General features: G+C 71.1%; 25 protein-coding genes, 1 other RNA gene and 1 pseudogene. 12 read left to right on the top strand and 15 right to left on the bottom strand.

The window, feature by feature from the left end:
* Positions 1–114 precede the first annotated feature (114 nt).
* Together E1182_RS14080 and E1182_RS14075 are read right to left on the bottom strand one after the other, a co-directional pair.
* Positions 115–540, bottom strand: a complete 426-nt coding sequence (locus E1182_RS14080) for a DUF350 domain-containing protein (RefSeq protein ID WP_132264977.1) — start codon at positions 538–540, stop codon at positions 115–117.
* Positions 541–620: 80 nt separating this feature from the next.
* Positions 621–1970, bottom strand: a complete 1350-nt coding sequence (locus E1182_RS14075) for a glutamine synthetase family protein (protein ID WP_132264975.1) — start codon at positions 1968–1970, stop codon at positions 621–623.
* A gap of 215 nt (positions 1971–2185) precedes the next feature.
* Here E1182_RS14075 and E1182_RS14070 point away from each other — a divergent pair, with 215 nt between their 5' ends.
* The 3 genes from E1182_RS14070 to E1182_RS14060 all read left to right on the top strand — a co-directional run bounded on the left by E1182_RS14070 (position 2186) and on the right by E1182_RS14060 (position 5521).
* Positions 2186–3946 (top strand): NAD+ synthase, encoded by a 1761-nt coding sequence (locus E1182_RS14070; RefSeq protein ID WP_132264973.1) that lies wholly within the window; start codon positions 2186–2188, stop codon positions 3944–3946.
* A gap of 171 nt (positions 3947–4117) precedes the next feature.
* Positions 4118–4963, top strand: coding sequence for a 3-methyl-2-oxobutanoate hydroxymethyltransferase (panB, locus tag E1182_RS14065; RefSeq protein ID WP_132264971.1), 846 nt, complete (start codon positions 4118–4120; stop codon positions 4961–4963).
* A gap of 105 nt (positions 4964–5068) precedes the next feature.
* On the top strand, positions 5069–5521 hold the full coding sequence (locus E1182_RS14060; RefSeq protein WP_207921397.1) for a hypothetical protein: 453 nt from the start codon (positions 5069–5071) through the stop codon (positions 5519–5521).
* Between the two features lie 73 nt (positions 5522–5594).
* On the opposite strand, the gene E1182_RS14055 is transcribed toward E1182_RS14060, so the two are convergent.
* Positions 5595–6260, bottom strand: a complete 666-nt coding sequence (locus tag E1182_RS14055; protein ID WP_132264967.1) for a TetR/AcrR family transcriptional regulator — start codon at positions 6258–6260, stop codon at positions 5595–5597.
* Positions 6261–6360: 100 nt separating this feature from the next.
* On the opposite strand from E1182_RS14055, the gene E1182_RS14050 reads away from it, so the two are divergent.
* On the top strand, positions 6361–7506 hold the full coding sequence (locus tag E1182_RS14050; RefSeq protein ID WP_132264965.1) for an FAD-dependent oxidoreductase: 1146 nt from the start codon (positions 6361–6363) through the stop codon (positions 7504–7506).
* An 82-nt stretch (positions 7507–7588) separates the two neighbouring features.
* Here E1182_RS14050 and npdG read toward each other — a convergent pair whose 3' ends face one another.
* Both npdG and E1182_RS14040 read right to left on the bottom strand, forming a co-directional pair.
* Positions 7589–8287: an NADPH-dependent F420 reductase gene (npdG, locus tag E1182_RS14045; protein WP_132264963.1), complete on the bottom strand. Its 699-nt coding sequence runs from the start codon at positions 8285–8287 to the stop codon at positions 7589–7591.
* Positions 8288–8356: 69 nt separating this feature from the next.
* On the bottom strand, positions 8357–9790 hold the full coding sequence (locus tag E1182_RS14040; RefSeq protein ID WP_132264961.1) for an RNB domain-containing ribonuclease: 1434 nt from the start codon (positions 9788–9790) through the stop codon (positions 8357–8359).
* A gap of 75 nt (positions 9791–9865) precedes the next feature.
* Between E1182_RS14040 and E1182_RS31685 the strand changes: the two genes are divergently transcribed.
* The 3 genes from E1182_RS31685 to E1182_RS14020 all read left to right on the top strand — a co-directional run bounded on the left by E1182_RS31685 (position 9866) and on the right by E1182_RS14020 (position 12280).
* A complete protein-coding gene (locus tag E1182_RS31685; protein ID WP_207921396.1) occupies positions 9866–10945 on the top strand; it encodes a hypothetical protein in 1080 nt (359 codons plus the stop codon).
* A 188-nt stretch (positions 10946–11133) separates the two neighbouring features.
* On the top strand, positions 11134–11577 hold the full coding sequence (locus E1182_RS14025) for a hypothetical protein (RefSeq protein ID WP_132264957.1): 444 nt from the start codon (positions 11134–11136) through the stop codon (positions 11575–11577).
* 196 nt (positions 11578–11773) lie between these two features.
* Positions 11774–12280 carry an NUDIX domain-containing protein gene (locus E1182_RS14020; protein WP_132264955.1) on the top strand — a complete coding sequence of 169 codons (507 nt, stop codon included), beginning with the start codon at positions 11774–11776 and terminating at the stop codon, positions 12278–12280.
* A gap of 413 nt (positions 12281–12693) precedes the next feature.
* Here the strand turns inward: E1182_RS14020 and E1182_RS14015 are convergent, their stop codons facing one another.
* Positions 12694–13482 carry an aminoglycoside N(3)-acetyltransferase gene (locus E1182_RS14015; protein ID WP_132264953.1) on the bottom strand — a complete coding sequence of 263 codons (789 nt, stop codon included), beginning with the start codon at positions 13480–13482 and terminating at the stop codon, positions 12694–12696.
* A gap of 18 nt (positions 13483–13500) precedes the next feature.
* Positions 13501–13631, bottom strand: a pseudogene (locus E1182_RS14010) (IS5/IS1182 family transposase); the annotation flags it as partial.
* A gap of 459 nt (positions 13632–14090) precedes the next feature.
* On the opposite strand from E1182_RS14010, the gene E1182_RS14005 reads away from it, so the two are divergent.
* The 3 genes from E1182_RS14005 to E1182_RS13995 are packed head-to-tail and all read left to right on the top strand — an operon-like array spanning position 14091 to position 16758.
* Positions 14091–14771: an ATP-binding cassette domain-containing protein gene (locus tag E1182_RS14005; RefSeq protein ID WP_132264951.1), complete on the top strand. Its 681-nt coding sequence runs from the start codon at positions 14091–14093 to the stop codon at positions 14769–14771.
* Positions 14768–16117, top strand: a complete 1350-nt coding sequence (locus E1182_RS14000; RefSeq protein WP_132264949.1) for a hypothetical protein — start codon at positions 14768–14770, stop codon at positions 16115–16117. The genes E1182_RS14005 and E1182_RS14000 overlap by 4 nt, the downstream gene beginning before the upstream one ends.
* A complete protein-coding gene (locus tag E1182_RS13995) occupies positions 16060–16758 on the top strand; it encodes a hypothetical protein (RefSeq protein WP_132264947.1) in 699 nt (232 codons plus the stop codon). The genes E1182_RS14000 and E1182_RS13995 overlap by 58 nt, the downstream gene beginning before the upstream one ends.
* Before the next feature lie 294 nt (positions 16759–17052).
* Here the strand turns inward: E1182_RS13995 and rnpB are convergent.
* An RNA gene (gene rnpB, locus E1182_RS13990) (RNase P RNA component class A) lies at positions 17053–17471 on the bottom strand.
* A 121-nt stretch (positions 17472–17592) separates the two neighbouring features.
* Between rnpB and E1182_RS13985 the strand changes: the two genes are divergently transcribed.
* Positions 17593–18354 carry a sulfite exporter TauE/SafE family protein gene (locus tag E1182_RS13985; RefSeq protein ID WP_132264945.1) on the top strand — a complete coding sequence of 254 codons (762 nt, stop codon included), beginning with the start codon at positions 17593–17595 and terminating at the stop codon, positions 18352–18354.
* A 98-nt stretch (positions 18355–18452) separates the two neighbouring features.
* Here E1182_RS13985 and mctP read toward each other — a convergent pair whose 3' ends face one another.
* From mctP to E1182_RS13950, 7 genes are all read right to left on the bottom strand, one after another.
* Positions 18453–20108, bottom strand: coding sequence for a monocarboxylate uptake permease MctP (mctP, locus tag E1182_RS13980; protein WP_132264943.1), 1656 nt, complete (start codon positions 20106–20108; stop codon positions 18453–18455).
* A gap of 117 nt (positions 20109–20225) precedes the next feature.
* Positions 20226–20495: a DUF3311 domain-containing protein gene (locus E1182_RS13975; protein WP_132264941.1), complete on the bottom strand. Its 270-nt coding sequence runs from the start codon at positions 20493–20495 to the stop codon at positions 20226–20228.
* Between the two features lie 195 nt (positions 20496–20690).
* Positions 20691–21830: a bifunctional RNase H/acid phosphatase gene (locus E1182_RS13970; RefSeq protein ID WP_132264939.1), complete on the bottom strand. Its 1140-nt coding sequence runs from the start codon at positions 21828–21830 to the stop codon at positions 20691–20693.
* Between the two features lie 3 nt (positions 21831–21833).
* Entirely contained in the window at positions 21834–22571 is a 738-nt protein-coding gene (locus tag E1182_RS13965) for a zinc ribbon domain-containing protein (RefSeq protein WP_132264937.1), read from the bottom strand.
* Positions 22561–23397: a Nif3-like dinuclear metal center hexameric protein gene (locus E1182_RS13960; protein WP_371687551.1), complete on the bottom strand. Its 837-nt coding sequence runs from the start codon at positions 23395–23397 to the stop codon at positions 22561–22563. The genes E1182_RS13965 and E1182_RS13960 overlap by 11 nt, the downstream gene beginning before the upstream one ends.
* A 114-nt stretch (positions 23398–23511) precedes the next feature.
* The gene (locus E1182_RS13955) at positions 23512–24087 is read right to left on the bottom strand and encodes a flavoprotein (RefSeq protein WP_132264933.1); all 576 of its coding nucleotides are present in this window, start codon (positions 24085–24087) and stop codon (positions 23512–23514) included.
* A gap of 16 nt (positions 24088–24103) precedes the next feature.
* Positions 24104–25330, bottom strand: a complete 1227-nt coding sequence (locus E1182_RS13950; RefSeq protein WP_132264931.1) for a helix-turn-helix domain-containing protein — start codon at positions 25328–25330, stop codon at positions 24104–24106.
* A 248-nt stretch (positions 25331–25578) separates the two neighbouring features.
* On the opposite strand from E1182_RS13950, the gene E1182_RS13945 reads away from it, so the two are divergent.
* Positions 25579–26209 (top strand): bifunctional DNA primase/polymerase (locus E1182_RS13945; RefSeq protein ID WP_132264928.1); only part of this gene is annotated, 631 nt, incomplete at its 3' end.

Below are 26209 nucleotides of genomic sequence, written 5' to 3'. Positions count from 1 at the left end.
CCCTCCCCTCGCGTCCGGTCCCGCCCCTGCGGCGGGACCGGACGCCCCCTCGGCTGACAGTGCTGCCGGTCGGTTCACCCCGAGAGGGCTAGACCCGGGGTACGACAGCCGGCGTCAGGCGATGCAGGCGCAGACGATCAGCGCGGCACCGAAGTGCGTGGCGGCACTGACCCAGGCCGCCGGGTGCGGCTCGTCCGAGCAGATGATCTCGCCGAGCCGCCCGGGGGTGAGCAGGTCGAGCACGAAGAACGCCAACGCCATGATCAGTAGGCCGACCAGCCCGAAGATCACCGTGGAGGCGAGCCCCTTGGCGAAGTCGCTGTAGCTGGTGAGGATCGCCGTGAAGACGATCCCGGCGATGCCGAGCTGGTTGGCGGCCAGCAGCAGCGCCGCGTTGCCGTTGCGCCGCACCCAGATCAGCTCGCGCAGCTTCCCCGGGGTCAGCACGTCCACCAGCAGGAACCCGGCGGCCATCAGGATCACCCCGACGCCCCCGTAGACCACGCTCTGCCACGCTCCGCTGAGCAGATCCTCCAGCACCTGACCGCCTCCGCCCGTCCACCGGCCGGCGGGGTGCCGGCACGGTGAACGAGACGATAGTCCTCCGACGCAAGGATGATCTAGAGCGAGAGGTAGCGCTGCCGCTCGTACGGGGTGACCTCGCGGCGGTACTGCTCCCACTCGGCGCGCTTGTTGCGCAGGAAGAAGTCGAAGACGTGCTCGCCGAGCACCTCGGCGACCAGTTCGGACTCGGCCATCACGTCGATCGCCTCGGCCAGGTTCTCCGGCAGGGCCTCGTACCCCATGGCCCGCCGCTCGGCGCTGGACAGCGACCAGACGTCGTCCTCGGCGCCCGGCGGCAGCTCGTAGCCCTCCTCGATGCCCTTGAGGCCGGCGCCGAGCATCACCGCGAAGGCCAGGTAGGGGTTGGTCGCCGAGTCCAGCGAGCGCACCTCCACCCGGGCCGAGTTCGGCTTGCCGTACGCGGGCACCCGCACCAGCGCCGAGCGATTCAGGTGCCCCCAGCAGACGTACGCCGGGCTCTCGGTGATCCGGTCCGGCAGCGCCTGCGGGAAGAGCCGCTTGTACGAGTTGACCCACTGGTTGGTCACGGCGGTGTACTCGCGGGCGTGGGCGAGCAGCCCCGCGATGAACGACTTGGCCACCTTGGAGAGCTTCATCGGGTCGCCGGCGTCGTGGAACGCGTTGCGCTCCCCCTCGAACAGCGACAGGTGGGTGTGCATGCCGCTGCCCGGCTGGTCGGTGAACGGCTTCGGCATGAAGGTGGCCTGCACCCCGGTGGAGAGCGCCACCTCCTTGACCACGTGCCGGAAGGTCATCACGTTGTCGGCGGTGGTCAGCGCGTCGGCGTAGCGCAGGTCGATCTCCTGCTGGCCGGGGGCGACCTCGTGATGGCTGAACTCCACCGAGATGCCGATCCGCTCCAGGGCCAGCACCGCCTGGCGGCGGAAGTCCCGCGCCACGGCGTGCGTGGTGTGCTCGAAGTACCCACCGGTGTCGACCGGCACCGGCACCGAGCCGTCCATGGGGCCGTTCTCCAGCAGGAAGAACTCGATCTCGGGGTGGGTGTAGAAGGTGAAGCCCTTCTCGGCGGCCTTGGAGAGCATCCGGCGCAGCACGTGCCGCGGGTCGGCCCAGGACGGGCTGCCGTCGGGCAGCAGGATGTCGCAGAACATCCGGGCGCTCTCGCCGCTGACGCCGCCCTCGAAGGGGAAGACCTGGAAGGTGGTCGGGTCGGGCATGGCGACCATGTCGGACTCGAAGACCCGGGCGAAGCCCTCGATGGCCGAGCCGTCGAAACCGATGCCCTCCTCGAAGGCCGCCTCCAGCTCGGCGGGCGCCACCGACACGCTCTTGAGCGTGCCGAGCACGTCGGTGAACCACAGCCGGACGAACCGGATGTCCCGCTCTTCCAGCGTACGGAGGACGAACTCCTGCTGACGGTCCACTTCCCCAACCTCTCACGACTACGTCCGGGGCCGGCCCGGCCTGATCGCCCAGTCTGCACCGGTCTGGTTAAGCAGACGTTACGCGACCTGCCGGCGCGCGTCCTGCGGTGTCCCGGCCGGCGGATCACGTCCGGCGAACCCGCCCCCCCGTCGGGTGGCCGCCGTCTCGTCCGACGCTGCGGATTGGCGCGGGCCGGCTGGGGCAAGATGAACACATGCCCACCCTGCGTCTCGCCCTGTCCCAGGTCAACCCGACCGTCGGGGACCTCGCCGGCAACGCCGCGCTGGTCCGCGCCGGGACCCGTAAGGCCGCCGACGCCGGCGCCCAGCTCGTCGCCTTCCCGGAGATGATGCTCACCGGCTACCCGGTCGAGGATCTGGTCTTCCGCCGCTCGTTCGTGGCGGCGTCGAAGGCCGCACTGGACCAGCTCGCCGCCGACCTGGCCGCCGACGGTCTGGGCGACCTGCCGGTGGTGGTCGGCTATCTCGACGCCGATGGCCCGCCGCAGGTCTCCGGGGACGCCCAGCCCGGCCGGGGTGCCCGCAACGCCGCCGCGCTGCTGCACGGCGGCACGGTGGTGGCCCGCTACTTCAAGCACCACCTGCCCAACTACGGCGTCTTCGACGAGGACCGCTACTTCGTCCCCGGCGACACGTTGACCGTGGTGCGCGTCGGCGGCGTGGACGTCGCGTTGACCATCTGCGAGGACCTCTGGCAGGCCGGCGGCCCGTTCGCGGTGGCCCGGCAGGCCGGCGTCGGGCTGGTGGTCAACATCAACGGTTCGCCGTACGAGCTGAACAAGGACGACATCCGGCTGCCGCTGGTCCGCCGCCGGGCCGCGGAGGCCGACGCCACCATCGCGTACGTCAACATGATCGGCGGGCAGGACGAGCTGGTCTTCGAGGGCGACTCGATGATCGTGGCCGCCGACGGCCGGCTGCTGGCCCGCGCCCCGCAGTTCGTCGAGCACCTGTTGGTGCATGACGTCGAGTTGCCCGAGGCGGGCCCGCCCGGCCCGGAGGCCGAGGAGTTGGCCGACGGGATGCGGGTGCTGCGGCGTACCGTCGCGGCGATCCCGCCGGCCCCGGCGGGCCCGGCGGCCGACGGCGGGACGATGGCCCCGGTCGCCGACGAGGCCGAGGTCTGGCAGGCTTTGGTGCTCGGCCTGCGCGACTACGTCAACAAGAACCGCTTCCCCTCGGTGGTGCTCGGCCTCTCCGGCGGCATCGACTCGGCGGTGGTGGCGGCGCTCGCCGTCGACGCGCTCGGGCCGGACCGGGTGGTCGGGGTCTCCCTGCCCAGCCAGTACTCCTCGGAGCACTCCCGCGCCGACGCGGAGGAGCTGGCCAAACGGACCGGGCTGGACTACCGGATCGAGCCGATCCAGCCGATGGTGGACGCCTTCCTGGCCAACCTGTCGCTGTCCGGGGTGGCGGTGGAGAACCTCCAGGCCCGGGTGCGCGGCGTGATCCTGATGGCACTGTCGAACCAGGAGGGGCACCTGGTCCTCACCACCGGCAACAAGAGTGAGCTGGCGGTCGGCTACTCCACTCTCTACGGCGACTCGGTCGGCGGTTTCAACCCGGTCAAGGACGTCTGGAAGACGCTGATCTGGCGGCTGGCGAAGTGGCGCAACGCCGACGCCGCCGCCCGGGGCGAGGCCCCGCCGATCCCGGAGAACTCCATCGGCAAGCCGCCGTCGGCCGAGCTGAGCCCCGGCCAGCTCGACAGCGACAACCTTCCCGAGTATGACGTGCTCGACCCGATCCTGATCGGCTACGTCGACGGCGACCTGGGCCGCGACGGGCTGGTCTCCTCCGGGCACGACCCGGCGGTGGTGGACAAGGTGCTCCGGCTGGTGGACATCGCCGAGTACAAGCGCCGCCAGTCCGCCCCGGGCACGAAGATCTCCATGAAGGCGTTCGGGCGGGACCGCCGGCTGCCGATCACCAACCGTTGGCGGGAGAACGGCTGACCTGCCCCGACCTCACCGCCGTCCGGTGGTCGTGAGCCGACCACCGGACGGGCGGGCACCGACGCGGAGTGACATCCTGCACTGCACCCTGCCCGGACGGGGTCGCCCGGTGCGACGATCGCGGCAGGTACCCGGGGACCGCGTCAGCGGCCTCGAGGAAAGGAGACAGTCATGGTGGAGTCCACCCCGACCGAGGTGACCGCCCTCTACGGCGGTCCGGCGACCCGGCGGGTGCGCACCCGCGACCTGATCGCCGCGAAGGAACGCGGCGAGCGCTGGGCGATGCTCACCTCGTACGACCAGTACACCGCCGGCATCTTCGACGCCGCCGGCATCCCGGTGCTGCTGGTCGGCGACTCGGCGGCGAACAACGTGTTCGGCTACGAGACGACCCTGCCGGTGACCGCCGAGGAGCTGCTGCCGCTGGTGCGGGCCGTGGTGCGGGCGACCCGGCAGACGCTGGTCGTCGGCGATCTGCCGTTCGGCTCGTACGAGGAGGGGCCGGCGCAGGCGTTGCGTACGGCGGTGCGGTTCATGAAGGAGGGCGGCTGCCACGCCGTCAAGCTGGAGGGTGGGCGGCGGTGCGCCGCGCAGATCTCCGCGATGGTCGGTGCCGGTATCCCGGTGATGGCGCACATCGGCTTCACCCCGCAGAGCGAGCACACCCTGGGCGGCTACCGGGTGCAGGGGCGCGGCGACACGGCCGACGAGGTGCTCGCCGACGCCCGGGCGGTGGCCGAGGCGGGCGCGTTCGCGGTGGTGCTGGAGATGGTGCCGGGCGAGGTGGCCAAGCGGATCACCGCCGAGTTGGACATCCCGACCGTCGGCATCGGCGCCGGCCCGGACACCGACGCGCAGGTGCTGGTCTGGCAGGACATGGCGGGGCTGCGCACTGGCCGCGCGCCGCGGTTCGTCAAGCGGTACGCCGACCTGGCCGGTGCGTTGACGGACGCGACCCGCCGCTTCGCCGAGGAGGTACGCGGCGGCCAGTTCCCGGCTGCCGAGCACACCTTCTGACCGGCCCTGGCCGGTGAACACGGACGGGCACCCACGAACCGGAGGAAACCGCTAGGGTGTCCGTCCGTGCATCGCTTTCGATTTTCCGTTGTAGTCCTGTCCTGTGTGTCCGTGCTGGCGATGGCGGCGTGTGGCGGGGAGCAGCCGTCGAAGACGGCCACGCCCACGCTGCCCGCCACCACGTCCGTCGCGGACGCCCCTGCCGCCGCCGCCACGGCGTCCGCCGTCGCCGCCGACCCGGCGAGCGAGAAGAAGCTCTGCGAGGCGGCGAAGAAGATCGGCGACGAGTCGAGGACGGCTCTGGTGAAGGCCGCGTCGTCGGGTGAGGACGTGACGCCGGTAGTCAAGAAGGCCTACACCGAGATGGCAAAGGGATTGGCTGACACGGCCGCGACCGCCGGGCCGGGTAGCGAGGTGGCCCCCGCGCTGGTCGCGTTCGGCACGGAGGCCGGCAAGGCGGCCAAGGACATGGCCGCCGCCGACAGCCCCGCCCTGGAGAAGGCCGGCAAGGACCTCACCGCCGCCTGCAAGAAGGCCGGCGTTGCCATCAACTTCTGACCGACCCGCCGGTCGCGGTGTGCCCTCCTACCGGCACGCCGTGACCGGCGTTTCCTTTTCGCCCTCGCGGGTTTCAGGACGGGTCGCCGCCGGTGGGCAACGACTGTCCGGCGTGGCGAGGGCTGACGGTCAGATCCCGCCCGGGCTGGGCGACGGCGGGGAAGCCTGCGGTGAGCGCGGCCATCGTCCGCCGGATCCGGCTCTGCGCCGCCGGCTGGGTCTCGCCCGTGAGCGCGACGTGGTGCAGTACGCCGACCACCGCCAGCGCCAACGCCTCCACGTCGGTGTCCACCGGCACCCTGCCGAGTTGCTGCTCGGCGGTCAGGTAGTCGGCGGTTGCCCGTTCGACCGCTCGTAGCCCGGCGGCGCCGTCGCCCAGTACCGCTTCGACTTCTGTCGCCAGTTCGGGCCGGCAGGCCATCAGCCGGGTCACCGCGAGCAGCATGCCCAGCGGCGACGCCAGGGCCGCGTCGCTCAGATTGCCGGCGACCGTGCCGGAGCCGGCGCGTTCCGACAGGTTGGTTGCCCGGCTGGAGATCTGGAAGGCCCGGTCGACCGCGTAGCCGACCAGGAAGCCGTCAAAGGTCGAGAAGTGCGCGTACAGCAGGCCGGTGGCGACGCCGGCCTCGCGGGTCACGGCCCGGCTGGTGAGCCGGCCCGGCCCTTCTCCTGCGATCAGGCGTTCGAGGGCGGCGAACAGTTGCTGCCTGGGTTCTGCGATGGCGACTCCGCGCGGCATGTCCGAAGTCTAGGCGCCGGTCGCGGCCGACGTTGCGCAGGTATGAACATGCGCTCATACTGTTTGAGCAATTGTTCATTCTTGGTGGCGGGAGCGGTGGATGAAGCGGGCAGTGATCATCGGCGCGGGGATAGCCGGGCTGGCAACCGCCCTGCGACTCGGCCGGGACGGATGGCACACCACCGTGGTGGAGCGCGCCCCCGCCCGGCGCAGCAGCGGCTACCTGGTGAACCTGCTCGGGCCGGGCTACGACGCCGCCGAGCGTCTCGGCCTGACCGCCGCGCTGGCCACCCACGACGTGGGCCTGTTCACCACCGTGCTGGTCCGCGCCGACGGACGTGCCAAGCTCACCGTGCCCTCCGCCATCGCCGAGGCCGCCCTCGGTGAGCGCGCCGTGTCGCTGTTCCGCGGAGACCTGGAAGCCACGCTGTACGCGGCGGCACACGACCGCACCCAGATCCGCTTCGGCACCACCGTCACCGCCATCGACCAGGACACCGACGGCGTACGGGTGATGCTCAGCGACGGCACCACCCAGGAGGCCGACCTGCTGGTCGGCGCCGACGGCGTGCACTCCGCCACCCGTACCACCAGCTTCGGCGCCGACCACCAGGTCGACCTGCCGTACATCGTGGGCGCCGTTCCGCTGAGCCACCCGGTGGCGGACGTGCCGGAGCCGTCCGCCACCACGTTCATCGGCCCGGGACGCACCGCCGCGGTGGTGAACCTGGGCCCGCAGCGGTCATCGGCGTTCTTCACCTACCGGTGCACCGACCCGGCCAGCGAACTCAAGCGCGGACCGGTGGACGCGCTCGGCACGGCGTTCGGGGACCTCGGCGGCGGCGTGCCCGACGTGCTCCACCACCTCGCGCAGAACCCCGCCGCCGCCTACTTCGACGCGGTCAGCCAGGTGATCATGCCTCGGTGGAGCACCGGCCGGATCGTGCTGCTCGGTGACGCGGCCTGGTGCGTCACGCTCTTCGCCGGACACGGCGCCGCCCTCGCACTCGCCGGAGCCGACCAACTCGGCGCCGCCCTGCAACGGCACGGCGACGACGTCCCCTCGGCCCTGCTGGACTGGGAGGCCGGACTCCGCCCGGAGGTCACCAGACGGCAGGCCCACGCCCGCCGGGGCATGCTCCAGTACGCGCCACCCAGCCGGTTCCACGTCTGGCTCGGCGATCTGGCCATCCGCGCCCTCACCCTCCCCGCCCTCCGCCGCCTCCTGCAACGCGCAACCCGCTAGGACCAGAACAGATCCTGGTACGCAGTGGCTCCCCGAGGGGTTGTTCCGTACCAGGATCTCCGCCCAGCGGGACGGGTCGGCGTCAGAGGTCGGTGACGCGGATGCCGGCGTGCGCCTTGTACCGCTTGTTGATGGCGATCAGGTTGGCGGTGAACGCCTCGATCTGGTGGGCGTTGCGCAGCCGGCCGGCGTAGATGCCACGCATGCCGGGGATCCGGGCGGCCAGTGCGCCGACGATGTCGACCAGTTCCCGGTCCTCGGTGCAGATCAGCACGTCGAGGTCGATCCGGTCGACCTCCGGGTCGGCCAGCAGCGGGGCGCTGACGTGGTTGAACGCCGCACAGACCCGCGAGTCGGGCAGCAGGGCGGCGGCCTGCTGCACCGCGCTGCCCTCCGGCACCGGCAGCGCGTACGGGCCCTGCTTGTCGAAGCCCAGCGGGTTGACACAGTCGACCACGATCCTGCCGGCCAGCGGCTCGGCCAGTGCGGCGACGGTGGCGGCGTGCCCGTCCCAGGGCACCGCGATCACGACCACGTCGCTGCCGCGGGCGACCTCCTCGTTGCCCGCCCCGGTCACCTCGGCGTCGGCCGGCACCCCGGGCAGGGCGGCGATCTCGGCGGCGGCCTCGGCGGCGCGCTCGGCGAAACGGGAACCGATCAGCACCCGCTGACCAGCCCGGGCGAACCGGTAGGCGAGCCCCCGTCCCTGGTCGCCGGTGCCACCGATGATGCCGACGGTCAGCCCGGAGACATCGGGCAGCCTGGTCGCGTCGTAAGCCATGCGATCATCCTCGCAAACCGTCCCGCACGGCAGCAGCGCCCGTCACTGTGACGAATCCCGCCTCGTGGATCAGTCGTGGGCGAAGAGCACCATACGCCGGACCGGGTCGGCGGTGACCAGTCGTACCCGGACCCGTTCGCCCAGCGGCAGCACGCCGACGCACCGGGCGCGTACCGGCGGGTCGTCCAACGCCACCGTGCCGCCGGGCTGCCGGCCCGGCTTCGGCTGCCCGTTCGGCGCGGCGTCAACGTCGAGCACGGCGGCGGGGAAGCTCTCCCCCACCCGGTGCGCCAGCAGCACCGCCTCGGCCAGCTCGATCGCGCCCCGGGTGGCGGCACCGGCCGCGCGGTCGGTCGCGGCCATCACCTCGGGCAGCCGGGGCAGCGCCGCCCTGGCCCAGTCGGGCACCGGCCGGCCCTCGTGCAGGGCCAGGCAGACCTCCGTCGCGTACCGGTCGGCCAGCCGGCGCAACGGGGCCGTGACGTGGGCGTACGCGGCGGCGACCCCGCCGTGGCCCGGCCGCTCGGGCGGCTCGCCGTCGAAGGCGGTGTACGCGGCGCCGCGCATCAGCTCGGCCGCCTGGTCGACAAAGGCGGCGGCCCGGGGTCGGCTGGTGTCCAGCCCGGCCAGCAGCTCGCCGACGCTGGTCCCGTCCGGCCAGGGCACGCCCAACGCGGTCGCCGCGGCGCGCAGCCGGGCCACCGCCTCGGGCTTGGGCGCCGGCATGGTCCGCAGCAGGCCGATCCCGCCGGCGAGCATGATGTCGGCGGCGGCCATCCCGGTGAGCAGCGAGACCTGGGCGTTGTGGTCCTCCATCGGCGCCGGGCCGCGCAGCACCAGCCGCCAGCCGTCGCCGTCGGGTTCGACGTCCTGCTCCGGCAGCGGCAGGTTGACCGCGCCCCGACGCAGCCCACGGGCGGTGAGCAGGGTGCCGACCTCGGGCAGCAGGGCGATCGGCTCGGGCAGCGTCCCGGTCTCGGCGGCGGCCTGCACCCCGACGTAGTCGAGCTTGGCCCGGCTGCGGACCCGGGCGCGCTCCAGCGACACGGCCACGGTGCCGCCGTCGGCGTCGAGGTCGATGGTCCACACCACCGCCGCCCGGTCGACGTCGGGCAGCAGGCTCGCCGCGCCCTCGCTGAGCGTGTGCGGGTGCAGCGGCACGTTGCCGTCGGGGAGGTAGACGGTCTGCCCGCGCCGCCAGGTCTCCGCATCGAGTGCGCCGCCGGGTCGTACGTGGGCGGCGACGTCGGCGATGGCGTAGCGCACCCGGTAGCCGCCACCGGGGCGGCGGCTCAGGTGCATCGCCTGGTCGAGGTCGCGGGAGGTCGCCGGGTCGACGGTGACGAACGGGACGTCGGTGCGGTCGGTCGCGGCGGGCGGCGCGGCGGCGGCCGCCTCGTCCGCCTCGCGCTGCGCCGCGGCTGGGAAGGCGTCCGGCAGTCCCAGCTCGCGGCGCAGCGCACCGAAGTCGATGCGGGGCGCCAGCACACGTCGGATGAGCACGGGTCAATCCTGGCAGCCCCGGGCATGATCCGCTCTCCCGCGTGAGGGCGGTACTCGGCGTACGGTCAGCTGCTCTTGCGCGCACGCGAGCGGGTGCCCGCCGGAGCGCTGCCGCGGGCGGCGGTCGTACGCGAAGGGGCCTTACGGGCCGTGGCCTTCCTCACGGGTGTCGGCCTGCCCGCCGTGCGCGCGGTGGTCGACGACATGCCGGTCGCCTTCTTCGCGGGGGCCTTCTTCGCGGGGGCCTTCCTGGCGGTGGTCTTCGACGCCACCGCCTTCTTCGCCGCCGTGCTCGTCTTCTTCGCCGCGGCCGAGGTCGTCCTCTTCGCCGCCGTGCTCGTCTTTTTCGCCGCCGTGCCCGTCTTCTTCGCCGCGGCCGAGGTCGTCTTCTTCGCCGCCATGCTCGTCTTCTTCGCCGCGGCCGAGGTCGTCTTCTTCGCCGCCGTACCCGTCTTCTTCGCCGCGGCCGTGGTCTTCTTCGCCCCGGCGGTGGTCTTCTTCGCCCCGGCGGTGGTCCTGGTGGTGGCCTTCTGGGCGGGAGCCTTCTTCGCCGCCGTCCGGCCAGCCGGGGCTTTCCTGGCGGCGGCCCTGGTCGTCGGAGCCGTCCTCGCCGTGGTTCTCTTCGCCGCCGGGGCCTTCGTCGCCGCCGCTGTGGTCTTCGACGCCGTGGTCTTCCTGGCCGGAGCCGCCTTCACGGCCGTGGTCCTCTTCGCGGCGGTCGCCGTGGTGGCCGGGGCACGGCCGCTCCCGGCACCTGAGGCGTTCGGCGACGCCTTACCGGCCGGTGCCCTGCGGGCCGTCGTAGTGGCCGGCACGGACCGGCGTGCGGGGGTGCTCCGGGTGGTGCCGGCGGTCCGCTCGGTCGCGGCGGATCTCCTGGCGGCCGGGCGGGTGGCCTGTTGTGCTTCGGCCATCTCGGTTCCCTCCTTGGGGCATGCGCTCACGTGCCTCCCCCGGAGGCACGGAGTTCCTCGACGCGGGCCGTCCCGCGCCGTCTATCTGCCCTCCCCGGCCCAGCGGGCGTCCTCGGCCTCCCACGCTTCGTTACGCTCCCGCACCCGCTGCAGGGCGTTCTCCGCGTCGGCGGCTGAGGCGTACGGCCCGAGAACGTGCCGGGCGGCACACAGGTCGACATCGGTTTCGACCCGATGGTGACGCGTGCACCAGTAGTAGCGCCCGACACGTCCGCTGTCGCTCATGAGCTCACTGTGCACCGGGAGCAGCCCGGCCGCCACCGAATCGGGTAAATACTCGTCGGCTTCCACATTAGACCTGGTCACAGGGGCGCGGGCGGGAACGCCGAAACTCGTCTGACGTTGACGGGACAGCCGGCGAGGGGGTCGGTGACGCAGAATCCCGAGGTGCGTTTCGGGGGAGGAAGACCGGGCTGGGCGTCGCGTGGCCTGATCGCCGCCGGTGTCGCGGTGGTACTGACGGTGGTCGGGGTGACGGTGATGACGCCCCTGCTGCGGGACCGCTCGCAGCAGCGGTTGGAGCAGCGGGCGGCGCGCGAGGTGACCACGACCGCACAACGGACGCGGACGCAACTGCTGGCCGAACCGACCGCCGGGCAGGCGACGCTACGCGGCATCGCCGACCGCGCCGAGGGAGTCGAGGTGCTCACCGTGGAGCGCGCCGCCGCCGGGGTCCGGATGGTCTTCCGGGTACGCGTGGCGAAAACCGCGCCGAGCCTCTTCGGATGGCAGCAGGCCACCGCGGACGGCTGCTTCGCGCAGGTGGTCGGCCCGAATCCGGTGGCGCTGGAACGGGTGGTGTGCCCGTCGTGACCGGCTCCGCCGAACGGCCGGTGCCCCGGGCAGCCGACACCGGCATGGTCGGCGGTCATGACCAGGACAACGGCCGGGAGCCGATCCTGTCCGCGCTGCGACACCGACCGTGTCGGTGAGCGGAGCGTCGCCCTGGTGCGGCTGACCCCCGCCGCCTGCTTGCGCGGGGCGCGACCACGGCGGCTAGGGTCGCCGGATGGGCGTACCGGACTACATCCAGCGGATGCGCAGGCACATCGGCCACGACCTGCTCTGGCTGCCGAGCGTCAGCGCGGTGGTGTGTGACGAGCGTGGGGCGTTGCTGCTCGGCCAGCGGGCCGACGACGGCCGCTGGTCGGTGGTGAGCGGGATCGTCGAGCCGGGTGAGCAACCGGCCACCGCCGTGGTGCGCGAGGTGGCGGAGGAGACCGGGCTGCGCGTCGAGCCGATCCGGCTCAGCAGTGTGCTGTCGCACCCGCACACCTACCCGAACGGGGATCGCTGCGAGTACTTGAACCTGGGCTTCCACTGCCGGCTGATCTCCGGCACGGCGCGGGTCAACGACGACGAGTCACTGGCGGTGGAATGGTTCCCGCCGGACCGGCTGCCCGAGTTGGACGCGCATGCCCGTCTGGTCATCGCCCACGCCCTCGGGGCCGCGGCGGACGCCTGGTACCTGCCCGCCGGCTCCACCTGGGACGAGGTGACGGCCGTCGCCGGCTGACGCCGGCGCTGGCGCTGGCGCTCCCCAGCCGGCCCGGTCGGCCCGGTCGGCCCGGTCGCCGATTGCGGCAAGTGGCGGTGTCCCCGGCCTCTGGATGCCACCATCTGCCGCACCTTGTGGCGGCTGCCTCGGTTCGGGGCGATCCGATCCACTTCGCGATGGTGCTGCTGCCGTCGTAGTCGGTGACGGAGCCATGGTCGCTGGCCATGCTGTAGAGACCCCCGGCATGGATGGCGCCGCGGCTGTCCTCCTTTGTACGACGGGGTGGCTTACGGTCGAGGTCGGTCAAGCTGCTCCTCCTCGAATTCCGGTCGCGGGAATCGAGCCGATGACCATCACGACACCGCGTACCGGGCGGCAAGCCCCGCCGACGGCTGAATCCGCCGGCCGGAAACCACTTGCTCACGGTGTCGTCAAAGGCGGTTGGCGGCCATCCAGGCGGTCGCGAAGTCGACCAGAACAGGCTGGGATATCAGGCGGGCCGCCGCACTGCCAACCTGACCGATCACCACGGCACCGGTGGCCTCGAACTCGGCACCCAGCCGATCGAAGTCGCCCTCATCGGCAACGACGTCGACCCACGTGGTCCATCGGTCTGTCCCGTCCGGCTGTCGGACTGACGAACCGGTGACCGCCTGCGGAGGCGACACCTGCCGGCACTCCGCCAGGTGCAGCGAGGTGTTGGATCTGTGACCGCATCCCAGCAGTAGCACCTTGCCGTCGAGGCGGTACACCGCGCCGAGCGGGGAGTTCTCGCCCAACGCGTCGTCGAGTTGGTGCCCGTCCACGACGCTCGCGGCGTTCCTGCCCAGAGCGGCGAACGAGACCTGCGGATGATTACTGCGCAGAGCACCCGGCCACGTACGGACCACCTCGGCAATGACACCCATCCGCCGGCTCGGTGTGCACGATCGGCCGAAGCCGGGGGTGTGCTCCCGGATCACGGGCCACCACGCCTCGGGAACGGGCGGATGCTGCCACCCGGCCGGGTCCGTGTTGTCGGGCGTGTGGGTCGGCACGACGAGGGTGCCTTCGGGGCCGAGCACATCCAGCACCGCTCGCACAACTGCCTGGGGGCCTCCGGCAACGAACCCGAGGTTCCGGTTCGACGAGTGCAGCAGCAGTACGTCGCCCGAAGTGAGGCCGAGTGCGCGCAGCTCGGACGCCAGAGACTGGACGGTGTGGGGTGCTAGCTGGTCCATTCGGCGCAGTGAGCCGTTTCATCCTGCGTAGCGGTTGGCTTCGACGTGGTGCAGGACGAGGATAGCCTGCACGATCGTGGTTGCTCGCTGTGGGCAGCAGCGCAGCTTCGCCAGGACTTCCAGGTCTTGAGCGTGGAGACGCACCTCTCTGGTCAGCCGCGGCGGAACGATTTCCGCGCTCATCGGCACGTGGCCCTGCAGCTTCGAGGGCGTGAAGGCCCGAGTATGCAAGGATGTTAACAACCTCCATGCGGTTCGTGGTCCGCCACCATCCGGCGCTAATCTCGCACTGAAAACACTGCCCCACTAGCGCAAATCCAGCGGCGCGGGAAATCCGCGAACCAGCAACTTCGCACGCTCTCCCATTCCCGCGCCGCTGGTGTCCAGCGGACGCACTGCGGAATCAGCAATACAAGGTTCGGCGTTGGTCGGCGTTCGTGAAGGCTGCGGACAAAGCACTCGATCCAAACCGACAGGGGTAACCGTCCACCCGCTGCCTGCGCCGGCTAGAATGATGAGGTCCGTAGCAATGGTGCGGCCTCCGGGGTGAACGTGCTTCAGATCCAAAAAATCGACTTCCACTACGGGACAAAAAAGTTCTCGCTAATGTGTCGCTCGAACTGACAAACGGTGCCCATTTGTTCCTTGGAAGGAATGGAGCGGGCAAGACAACCCTCATGCGCGTCTTGGCCGGCGCGGTCCGTCCCAGCGCAGGCGAGGTGCGCCTGAACGGTGGACCGGTCAGCGCGGCACCCACGTCAGGTCGGCCCACGCTGCGCCGTATCGGTTGGCTTCCCCAGGCCTTCGGCTTCCCTCCTCGCATGAAGGTCGAGGAATTCGTGGCGTACGCCGCTTGGCTCAAGGAGATTCCACCGCGTCTCGTCCCGGAGCGAACCCGGGCGGTGCTCGAACTGGTCGATCTCACGGAGCGTGCCCGCCAGCCGCTCAAGTCCCTTTCCGGCGGACAGTTACGTCGAGCCGGGCTAGCGGCAGCACTGGTGGCGGATCCCGATGTCCTCATTCTGGATGAGCCCACCGCCGGGTTGGACCCGGAGCAGCGCGACACGTTCCATGATCTCATCCGTCATGTCCGTGAGGAGAAGGTTGTCGTTGTGGCAACGCACCTCCTTGAGGACGTCGACGCCTTGGCCGAGCACATCGTGATCATCGACAAAGGCGCGGTCCGCTGGACAGGAACCGTCGAAGACCTGATCCGGCACGGTGGAGGGGAATCGGGAATCGGTGCGCTGCGAAACGGCTTCCAGGCATTGATCGGCCAGAGGCCGTGACAAGCATCACGCCAGGCAAGGCCAATACCGCAGATTTTATTGTCGGTCTCGCCGTCGCGGTCGTCACCGCACTGCAGGGCATCGTCGTTGTGGCCACCAAGTCCGAACGATGGTCCGGCCACTGGCCGAGCGCCAGCGCAGCCGTTGGTTGGGCTGCGCTGTGGGGCTGCTGCGTCGTGGCGGCATCGACGGCATGGGTGGTGGCTTCGGCCCGGCGACACCACTTCGAATACCTGATCCAGACCGCATCACGCTCCCACTTCGCGGTCTACCGCGCCCCGTTGCTGATGGTGGCGCTGGGGAGCGTGATGGGTTACACGGCGGTGCTGGGTTACATCGTGGCGATCACAGCCTCCCGCGCTACGCACGGCCGACTGAATGTCGTTGAGCTGGCGGGCACGCTTGCCTCTGTGTTGCTGGGTGTCGGCCTGGGTGCCGTGGTCGGCCGTGTCGCTCCGACACGGCTGGCACCCATCACGGCAGCAGTCGTTCCGTATGTCATCTACATGCTGCTGATCTACGGGGACGCCTACAGCGGAAACATCCTTTTCGCCGACATTTCCTTCACGGACCAGATCGATCGTACCTACCTACGGTTGCCGGTGGAATTGCTTTTGGGACGGGCGGTGTTCTGGGCAGCGCTGGGTACGGCGCTGCTCGCGTGGGCATTGCTCGCCACGCGGGCCGCGTACACGGCGGTGCTGGTCGCGAGCTTTGGACTTTCAGCAGTGCTTGTCACGGCCGGCACGCGCTCCGAGGAGCAGACCGAGTATCGCGCGGTCTGCTTCGCCGGCAGCCCCACAATATGCGTCGACCGAGCGCACCAGCACCTTGCTGACGAGTACGTTGGCAGAGTCAGGGCCAACGCCGACGCCATGGTCGGGACCGATTTCGCCACCACTACGGTAGTGGCCACCGAAAGCTTGGAACAGGAACTACGACAGCACAGATCGCCTTCATCGGTGCGCGTTATGCTGGTGCCTATCGTCAAACGCAGCACCTCGCCGGCTCACGAGATCAATCCCCGTGCTCTCGACGCGAGTTTCGGTGCTGCGGTCTTCCTGCATCCCTGCCAGCGTCTCGGAGCCGGCGACACCGATGCCGGAATCACCGCTGGCGCGAGGATGGCGCTGACGCTGTACTCGTGGTGGCTCACCACCAGAGGGATCTCCCTCGACGGCAGCAACTACCCCGGTGAGCCGGACATTCAACTCTTGGCGGCAACGGATCCCGCGATCGGGGCGACACAGCAGACTTTTTCCCGCCTCTCTGCATCCGCTCAGATCGCGTGGATCACGACGAATCAGGACGGGATCCGGAATTGTCGGGCACTCCCACTGCCGTGACAACGTCGGCGGGGCTGCGCACGTGGCTCCTGATCGCATTGGCCTTCGCCGGTGCCCGTGGCGTCACCGTACCGGGCATCGCGGCCTACGCCGCACTGTGGGCCGTCGTCGGTGCCGTCTCCCAATTCAGCATGTCTGCTCTGGGCTTGCAGTTCGCCCCTCCGGGCAGTGCATCGCTGGATACCGTCGCCGTAATTTTCATGCTGCTTCCTGCGGCCACTGTAGCGAGCAGCATGACGAGCCGTACGACGGAACTGGAGGCGGTCCGATCGCGTCCCCGGGTTGCAGCTCAAAGCCTGTGGGTGCTGCTCCTCGTGGCTGGTGGAACGACCGTCGCATGGGCTATGTCGTTCTTGCTGGATCAATCAATCGACCGGAACTCGTACTTCTCGGCGTGGTTCCTTCTGCTCTCGGTCGTACTCGTCGTCAGTGCGATATCGTCCAGCATGGCCCCGTCGATGTGCGCCTTGGCCGTGGTGGCCGCCTTCAGCACGCCCGGAATTGTGCCGTGGCGGTACAACATGATCTACAATGTCGCCGAGACAGACCTTGCAGTAACCGTCGGCCTGCTGCTGCTGGCGGTGGGCGCATGCCTCCAGATTCTGCAGTACACTCGCCCGTTCTGGAACCGAGTGGGTTAAAGCTCTTATCTCGATCTCTGTGAGTTAATTGATCAACCGGCGCCATCAGATCCAGGCATGGCAGTCTCCTGTCACCGGCCTCTTGTCGTCCTGCCCACCAGGCAGCCATGACCCAGCGCCGGTGCGCGAAGATCCGGGGATACCCATGGGTGATCGCCGAGAGCTTGCGACGGGCCACGCGAGTCGCGGTGTAGCGCCGCGTCTGTTTTCGCCGTCCGCACCAGTACGCGTTCCAGCGGTACCCGAAGAAACAGCACGCCAGCGCCGTTCGGTGGCGGCTGGCGTGCTGGGCGACGGACGAGTCGACCTGTACGCCGGATTCTGTGCCCGGCGCGTACCCCTCGCGGGGCCCGCGCCGGCGGCGGTCATCCATCTCGGCCTGCCGTCGCCGACAGGCTCGTGCGGCCTACCCGCAGACATCGGGCGGGCCGCCCTCAAGCGTCTGCGCCGGGCCGTCATCCTGCGATGACCGGCCCTTGCTTGGCCTTGCTCCGGGTGGGGTTTACCGAGCCACCCCGGTCACCCGGGGTGCTGGTGGGCTCTTACCCCACCGTTTCACCCTTACCGTCCCGTTACGGGCCGGCGGTCTGTTTTCTGTGGCACTGTCCCGCGGGTCACCCCGGGTTGCCGTTAGCAACCACCCTGCCCTGTGGAGTCCGGACGTTCCTCGGCGGCGGGCCGTGGCCCGCCGACGCGACCGCCCGGTCGACTCGTCCGTCGCATCCTCATCCTAACGACGGCACGGGCGCCCCGGATTCCACCCCGGGCCGAGGGAAGCGGAGCACAAGGGGTGGCGGTGCGGCCGGCCGGGCGGGTTACTAGCCTCGGGGCATCATGGATCCTCTCGATGCCGCTTTCGTACTCGCCGCCGGTTTCGCCGCCGGCACGGTGAACGCGGTGGCCGGCGGCGGCTCCCTGATCACCTTCCCGGCGCTGATCGCGATCGGGCTGCCGCCGGTGGCGGCGAACGTCAGCAACTCGGTGGCGGTCTTCCCCGGGTACCTCGCCAGTGTGGCGGGCAGCCGGACCGACCTGCCGCCCCGCCGGTCGCTGTGGCCGCTGCTGCCCACCGCTGTGCTGGGTTCGGTCGCCGGCTGCCTGCTGCTGCTGGCCACCCCGGCCCGGGCGTTCGAGCTGGTGGTGCCGTTCCTGGTGCTCGCCGCCACGGCCATGCTCGCCTTCCAGGGTCCGCTGCGTCGCCTGGTCGGGCACCCCGCGGACCTCGCCCCGCGCCGCCGTACCGTCAGCGTGCACGCCATGGTCGCGGTCGGCACCGCGTACGGCGGTTATTTCGGGGCGGCGCTCGGGGTGATGCTGGTGGCCAGCCTGGCTCTGGTGCTGGACGCGACGCTGGCCCGGGTGGTGGCGGTGAAGAACCTGCTCTCGGCCGTGGTCGGGTTGACCACGGTGGTGGTCTTCGCGCTCTTCGGCCCGGTGAACTGGGCGGCGGTCGCCGTGGTGGCCCCGGCGACGCTGCTGGGCGGGTACGTGGGCGCACGGCTGGTCCGCCGCCTACCGCCGCTGGTGCTCAGGACGCTGATCGTCGTCTTCGGCACGGTCGTCGGCCTGTACCTGCTCTGGCGCGCGCTGCGCTGAAATGACGCCCTGACGCGAAGCCAACGCCCTCGGCGGGCGACGCGGCCGGCATCGGGGCCGGCCGCGAACGCCCGTTCCGGGTGGGCGGCGGGTACCCGTCAGCCGACCGGTTCGCGGGCCGCGTCGGCGCCGGGTGCGCCACCGGGGGTGACCCGGGGGTCGCCCTCGTCGGCGAAGTAGTCGTCCGGCTCGGTGCCGTCGGTCCCGTCAGCGACCTTCGCCGCCCGCAGAACCAGGGTCACCAGCGCCGCCACCGCCAGGTTCACCAGTACGGCCACGATCCCCACGTAGATGGTCTTCTTCGTGTCGAACCCGAAGTCGGCCAGCGGGAACGCCGAGCCGCCGAAGTGTTTCCGGCCGGTCGCCGCGTTCGGGATCTGGTAGAGCATCCACATGCCCAGCCCCATGCCGGCCGCCCAGCCGGCGACCAACGCGCCCCGGTGCAACCAGCGGGTGTACAGGCCCAGCGCCACCGCCGGCAGGGTTTGCAGGATGACCACGCCGCCGATGAGCTGGAGGTCGATGGAGAACTGCGGGTCGAGGAAGACGATGCAGGCGACCGCGCCGACCTTCACCACCAGCGAGGTGATCTTCGAGACGTTGGCCTCCTGCGCCGGGGTGGCCTCCGGCTTGAGGTACTCCTTGTAGATGTTGCGGGTGAACAGGTTCGCCGCCGCGATCGACATGATCGCCGCCGGCACCAGCGCGCCGATGCCGATGGCGGCGTACGCGATTCCGGCGAACCAGTCGGGGAACTGCTGGTCGAACAGGACCGGCACCACCGTGTTGCTGTCCACCGTGCCCTCTCGTGCCCCGGGCAGCGGCTTGACCCCGGCCGCGATGGCCATGAAACCGAGCAGCGCGATCAGGCCGAGCAGCAGGCTGTACGCCGGCAGCGCCGACATGTTCCGCTTGATCACGTCGCGGTTCCGGCTGGCCAGCACGCCGGTGATGCTGTGCGGGTAGAGGAACAGCGCCAGCGCCGAACCGAACGCCAGGGTCACGTACTGGAGTTGGTTGTTGGCGCTGAGCAGCAACCCGTCGTTCGGGTTCGGCGAGGCGGCGAACTTCGCGTCGGCGGCGTCGAAGATCGCCCCCCAGCCGCCCAACCGCTGCGGCAGCCAGAGCACCGCCGCCAGGATCACCACGTAGATCAGGGTGTCCTTCACGAACGCGATCAACGCCGGTGCCCGCAGCCCGGACTGGTACGTGTAGGCGGCCAGGATCGCGAAGGCGATGATGATCGGCAGGTGCCGGGCGAGGGCGCTGTCCCCGGTCACCCCCATCGTCTTCAGCACCGCCTCGATGCCGACCAGCTGCAACGCGATGTACGGCATGGTGGCGACGATGCCGGTGATCGCCACCAGCAGGGCCAGCACCGGCGAGTCGAACCGGCGGCGGACGAAGTCGGCCGGGGTGACGAAGCCGTGCCGGTGCGAGACCGACCAGAGCCGGCAGAGCACCAGGAACACCAGCGGGTAGATGACGATCGTGTACGGCACGGCGAAGAAACCGGCCGCGCCGGCGCCGAACATCAGCGCCGGGACCGCGACGAACGTGTACGCGGTGTAGAGGTCACCGCCGACCAGGAACCACGTGATCCAGCCGCCGAAGTTGCGCCCACCCAGTCCCCACTCGTCGAGGTGCGCCATGTCCCGTGGCGCACGCCACCGGGCCGCGACGAAGCCCATCGCGCTGACCAGCAGAAACAACCCCGTGAATATGATGATCTCGGTCAGGTGGTCGCGCCACATCAGCGGACCCCCTTCGTTCGCGACTGCGGGGCTCGCAGGCCCGGCTCACTCCTCGCGCTCACCGAACCCCCTTCGTTCGCGACTGCGGGGCTCGCAGGCCCGGCTCACTCCTCGCGCTCACCGGCCACCCCGCTTCTTGGTCATCTGGTAGACCAGCGTGGTCGTGGCCACCCCGAGCAGGATGTAGGCGAGTTGCAGCCAGTAGAAACGCGGGAAGCCGAGGAACCGGGGCGAGTCGGCGTTGAACAGGGCCGGCATCAGCGGCACCACGATCGGGACGAAAAGCAACCAGTTCCAGAAACTGTGGTCCTTGGCCCTGGAGGCCGTCGGGTCCGTCGTCGTGGCGTCGGGCCTTGGCCTAGGCGGCGGCGTCACGGAATCACTCATCTGCCCTCCCCGAAGGGTCGCGGTCTGCTGCGATCGGGCGGAGAGTAGCCGTACGGTCACCCGAGTCGCCGGGTCGACCGATGGCGGGTGCGCCGAATGGCGATTCCGTTGCGCCGAATGACGTACCGGGCGGCAGGCCGCGCAGCATCCGCCCGACCGTCCACGGGCTACGGGGACGGCCGGGCGGCGTAGCCGTCAGAGTGCGGCGAGGTGCGCGGTGTCGTTGACCGAACGGACCGCGACGCCACCGTCGGGCCACATGTCGAAGACGGAGATGCCGGCCGCGTCCAGGTAGAGCCGGTGCAGGAAGGCGTCGTTGGCGGCGAGGGCGTCGCGCAGTGCCAGCTTGATCGGTGACACGTGCGAGACGACCACCACGGTCTCCCCCGGGTACGCGCGACCCAGCTCCGCCACGGCCTTCGCGACCCGCGCGCCCACCGTGACGAACGACTCGCCGCCCGGTGGGGCGATCCGGGTGGAGGCGAGCCAGGCGTCCAGCTCGCCCGGCCAGCCCTCGCGTACCTCGGCGAAGGTCCGGCCGTCCCAGTCACCGAAATCGCACTCGATCCAGTCGTCCTGCCGGCGTACCGGGAGGTCGCCGAGGGCCACGGCGATCGCCTCGGCGGTGGCCGTACACCGGGACAGCGGCGAGCTGAGCACGGCCGCGACGGACGGGGCGAGCTGGGCCACCCGGGCCGCCGTGGCCCGCGCCTGCGCCCGACCGGTGTCGGAGAGCGGGACGTCGGCGCGGCCGGCGTAGCGCTGCTGGACGGTCCACTCGGTCTCGCCGTGCCGTACCAGGATCAGCCGGGTGGCGGTGAAGCTGGGCCGCGGCTCCCAGGACGGCTTGGCGGTCGCCGGGTCGGTCCCGGTGGTCGCGGCAATTCCCGGGCCGGCGGCCGGTTCGGTCGCCGTGCCGGTACCGGCGGCCGCGTCCATCGCCGCGTTGGCCAGCGCGTCGGCGTGCTTGTTGCGCTCCCGGGGGATCCAGCTGAACCGGACCCGCTCGAACCGGTCGACCAGCGCGGCGGCCTGCGCCGCCAGCGGGCGCAGCCCGGGGTGCTTGATCTGCCAGCGGCCGCACATCTGCTCGACCACCAGTTTGGAGTCCAGCCGGGCCTCGACCTCGGCCGCGCCCAGTTCGGCGGCGGCCTCCAGCCCGGCGATCAGCCCCCGGTACTCGGCGACGTTGTTGGTGGTCGTCCCGATCGCCTCGGACCGTTCCGCCAGCACCTCGCCGGAGTTCCGATCCCGGACCACCGCGCCGTAGCCGGCCGGCCCCGGGTTGCCCCGGGATCCGCCGTCGGCCTCGACGACGACCGCGCGCACCGCCACCGGCTACAGCCCCGATTCCTTGGTGCGGACCATGATTCGGCGGCACTCCTCGCAGCGGACCACCTCGTTCGGGTCCGCCTTGCGGATTCGAGCGAGATCCGCGCCGGAGATGTCCAGCCGGCACCCGCCGCACCGCCCGGCGGTGAGCAGCGCGGCACCGAGACCGCTGTCCTCGCGGATCCGGTCGTAGAGGGTGACCAGGTCGGCGGGGAGGTCGGCGACCAGCGGCCGGCGAGCGGACTTCTTGAACTCCTCCTCCTTGGCGATCTCGGCCAGGCTGTCGTCCCGGCGCTGCTCGGCCGCCGCGCGCCGCTCACGCGCGTCGGCCAGCTTGGCCTCGATGCCGTCGAGTACGCCCTGCGCGGTCTCCCGCTGCTCCATCAGCTCCAGCTCGGCGTCCTCCAGGTCACCCTGCCGGCGGTTGAGCGAGACCAGTTCGTGCTGGAGCGCCTCCAGTTCCCGGGCCGGGCCGGTACCGGCGGCGAGCCGGTCCTCGTCCTTGGTCTTGCGGGCCCGGACCTGGTCGATGTCCTTCTCCAGCCGGGCGATGTCCCGGTCCAGGTCGTCGACGGCGACCTGGGCGCGGACCCGCTCGTCCTCCAGCGCGGACAGCTCCCGCGCGAGGGTGTCCAGTTCGGCCCGCTCGGGCAGCGTCCGGCGGCGGTGGGCGAGCTGGGTGAGGGCGGTGTCGATCGCCTGCAGGTCGAGCAGGCGGCGCTGGACCTCGGGTTCAGCCTTCACGGTGGAGCTCCTTGTCGTCCAGTGCGGGCGCGGCGGCGTGCAGGGTCCAGGGGTCGGTGTCCAGGTCGGACACCAAGGTCTCGACGCCGAACTCGGCCCGCAGGTGGGCGGCCAGGTCGTCCAGCCATGGTCGTTCGGTCGCCCAGTGCGCGGCGTCCAGCAGGGCCGGCCCGCCGGCGGCGAGGTGTTCGCCGGCCGGATGGTGTCGCAGGTCAGCGGTGAGATAGGCGTCCACCCCGGCGGCGGTCGCCTCGGCCAGGAACGAGTCGCCGGAGCCGCCGCTGACCGCCAGCGTACGCACCAGCCGTCGCGGGTCGCCGGCGGCACGGACGCCCCAGGCGGTGGCGGGCAGCACGGCGGCGGCGTGTCGGGTCAGCTCCGCCAGGGTCATCGGGGTGGGCAGTTCACCGATCCGGCCGATGCCTCGGCCCTCCCCCTCGGCCGGGGAGCCCGGCGCCGGCCGGTGCAGCGGACGCAGCCCGGTCAGCCCGAACCGGGCGGCGAGGGCGTCGGAGACACCCGGGTCGGCGACGTCGGCGTTGGTGTGCGCGACGTACAGGGCCACGTCTGCGCGGATGAGGTCGTGCACGATCCGCCCCTTGTACGTGGTCGGGGCGACCGAGGAGACGCCGCGCAGCAGCAGCGGGTGATGCGCCACGATCAGGTCCGCCTCGGCGGTGAGCGCCTCGGCCACCGTCTCGGCGACCACGTCCACCACGCACGCCACCCGGCGTACGACGGCGGCGGGTTCGCCGAGCACCAGGCCGACCCGGTCCCACTGCTCGGCCCAGGCCGGCGGGTACCGGCGCTCCAGCGCCGCCACCACGTCGGCGACGGTCGGCGGTGCGGTGCTTGTGCTCACGGCCGGTCAGCTTACCGGCGGCGGTGGGCGTGTACCGCCACGCCCACCGTCCGTGTCCCCCGGCTCGGCGGAGGCCGGTCAGGCCGCCGCGCTGTCGCACCGGTCGGGCAGCGCGGCCACCGCCGCCTCCCACGGGAAGGCGTGCAGGTGCCGTTCGGCCGCGCCGGGCGGATGCAGCGGGAAGACGTGGTCGCCGAAGAGCACCGTCGTGCCCCACTCCCGCAGCCGGGACAGCCCGGCCTGGAACGCCGGATGGGCGGCCATCGCGGAGTTGGTGAACGGGACGACCACCACGGGAAGCCCTTTGCCCTGCCCCTCGACCAGCAGGCCCAGGGCCAGGGTGTCGGTGATCCCGGCCGCCCACTTGTTGACCGTGTTGACCGTCGCCGGGCAGACGATCATCGCGTCGGCCGGGGGCAGCAGGTCGGGGTCGCCGGCGTTCTTGTAGTGGGTGCGTACCGGGTGGCCGGTCAGCCGGGCCAGCGCGGCCCGGTCGACGAACTTCGCGCCGTCGGGCGTGGTGACCAGGCAGACCTCCCAGCCGACCTGCTGGGCCAGCTCCACCAGGCGGCCGACGTGCCGGGCCAGTGGCGAACCGCAGGCGATGACGTAGAGCACCGGTCGGTGCTCGCTGCGGGGGTGTGGACCGGTCATCCGGCCGGCACCGCGCTCATACTCCAACTCCCATGTGCTCAGCCAACTCGGCGATCGGCGGCGGCGGCGCACCACGTGTGCGACGCAGGACGTCCGACATCACCTCGTGGGCGATCGGCCGGCACCGGATCTCGGAGGGGGCCAGCCGGTCGCCGCGCAGCAGCATCTCGCCGGCGTTGGCCACGTCGCCGATCTGGGCGTACCCGCGGGCGATGTCGAGCAGGTGGTGCGCCCGCCGCTCCGGCAGCAGCGCGTTGAAGGCCGGCTCCGGAATGTGTTGGTGGATCTCCACCGCCCGGCCGCCGTCGCCCAGTTCGACCGCCGCGGCGGCGCGGTGCAGTTCCAGGTTGGTCGGGCCGAACGACGTCCAGTAGTGGTTCTGGTCGCTGCCGAGCAGCGTGGCCGCCTCGCCTGCGCCGGTGAACAGGTCCTCCACCGTGGACGAGTCGCCGATGCGAGCCGCCGCCATCGCGCCCTGGAGCAGCAGCATCCCGTACACGGAGAGACGCTCCGGGTCGGCGTCGTGCAGGCCACCGGGGGCCAGCCGGTTGGCGATGGTGACATTCAGCTCCAGGGCGGGGCGGGCCCGGCCCATCGCCACCAGGGCGTTGCAGACCCGGGTGGTGGCGACCCCGGCCAGCAGTTGGTCGTCGGCACGCTGGGCGACCGCCATCGACCGGTCGGCGGCCAACCAGGCCAGCTCGCACTCGCCCAGCTTGCGCAGCACCGACGAGGCGATCTGGTAGACCTGCCCGAGCAGGTGGGCGGCCTCCCGCTCCTGGTCGCCGCCGTAGCCGGCATCGGCCGACTGGGCGTCGCGCAGCAGCTTGGGCAGGGCCCGGGTGAGCATCCCGTAGCGGCCGTACTGATAGGTGAGCCAGGCGTGGTTGACGGCCTTGCGCATGTCGTCCAGGGGAGGCGGGTACGGCGCGGCGTCGAAGTAGGCGCTCATCGAGTCGTACCGCTCCAGGGCGGCCCGAATTTCCTGCACCTCGATCTGGTCGATGCAGTTGAGCGCGTCGGTGCGTCGCTCCGGATCCTTGCCGAGCAGCAGTTGCACGTCGACCTGGAGGATGTCGGCGATCTCGTAGAGGACGGAGAACTTGTCGAGCCGGCGTACGCCACGTTCGACCTTGTCGACCCAGCTCTTGGATTTGCCCAGCCGGTCGGCGAAGACCTGTTGGGACATCTTGCGCCGACTACGCCAGTAGGCGACCCGCCGTCCTATGGGTAGCTCGTCCATCCCCTGCTTTCCTCCCCCTTGTCCGTCCGGTGGACCCGGAACGGTTCCGCTGTCGGGGCGGTGGTCCGTCCGTCTCAGGTTTTCGCTGGTCGCACAGGTTGTACGTCGGCCGTACGGCCAGTTCTCGTACTTTTCGTGCAAGTTGCACGAGCCGTTCGACAGCTCAACGATCGCGGGTCATGGCAGTGACGGTGCTCGACATGTCGCCTGGTGGGACGTCCGGTCGGGGCGAGGGGAGATCACGGAGAATGTGGAGGAACGTCGGACCACGGGTCGCTCAACTGCCGTCGATCGAGCGGGTCCGGCTGCGCCGGATCGCCGTGCGGTACGCCATCCACGGCTGGCCGGTCACCCCCGGCGCCTGTCTGGCCCGGAGCCGCTTCGTCTGTGGCCGGGCCGGCTGCCCGACCGTCGGTTGCCATCCGGCACTGGAGGACTGGGAGCACGCCGCCAGCGCCGACCCCGCTCGGGTGGCCAACTGGTGGCGCAGCCGGCCGCACGGCGTACTGCTGCCCACCGGGCGGGCCTTCGACGTGTTGGAGGTGGCCGCCCACCTCGGCCGGCACGTCCTCGACGAGATCCCCTGGCACCCGGCCGGCGCCGCCGTCCGCGGCCCGGTGCTGGTCACCCCGACCGGACGATGGATGTTCCTGGTCCGCCCCGGTGACCCGCTTCGTCCCGAACTCGACCACTGCTTCCAGGTGGTCCGGCACGGGCCCGGCTCGTGGATCGCCGCACCGCCGACCCGGCTGCCCGAAGGGCCGGTGCGTTGGGTGGTCGCCCCGGAACAGGCCCAGTGGCGGCTGCCCGACTCGTACCTGGTGCAGAACGCCCTGATCGGGGCGTTGCGGGCCACCGGGGTGACACTCACCCCCGAAC

This window comes from Micromonospora sp. KC721 (assembly GCF_004348355.1).
Lineage (GTDB): Bacteria > Actinomycetota > Actinomycetes > Mycobacteriales > Micromonosporaceae > Micromonospora.
Note: the sequence above shows the minus strand (reverse complement) of the source record. Positions and strands in the feature narration are given on the sequence as shown.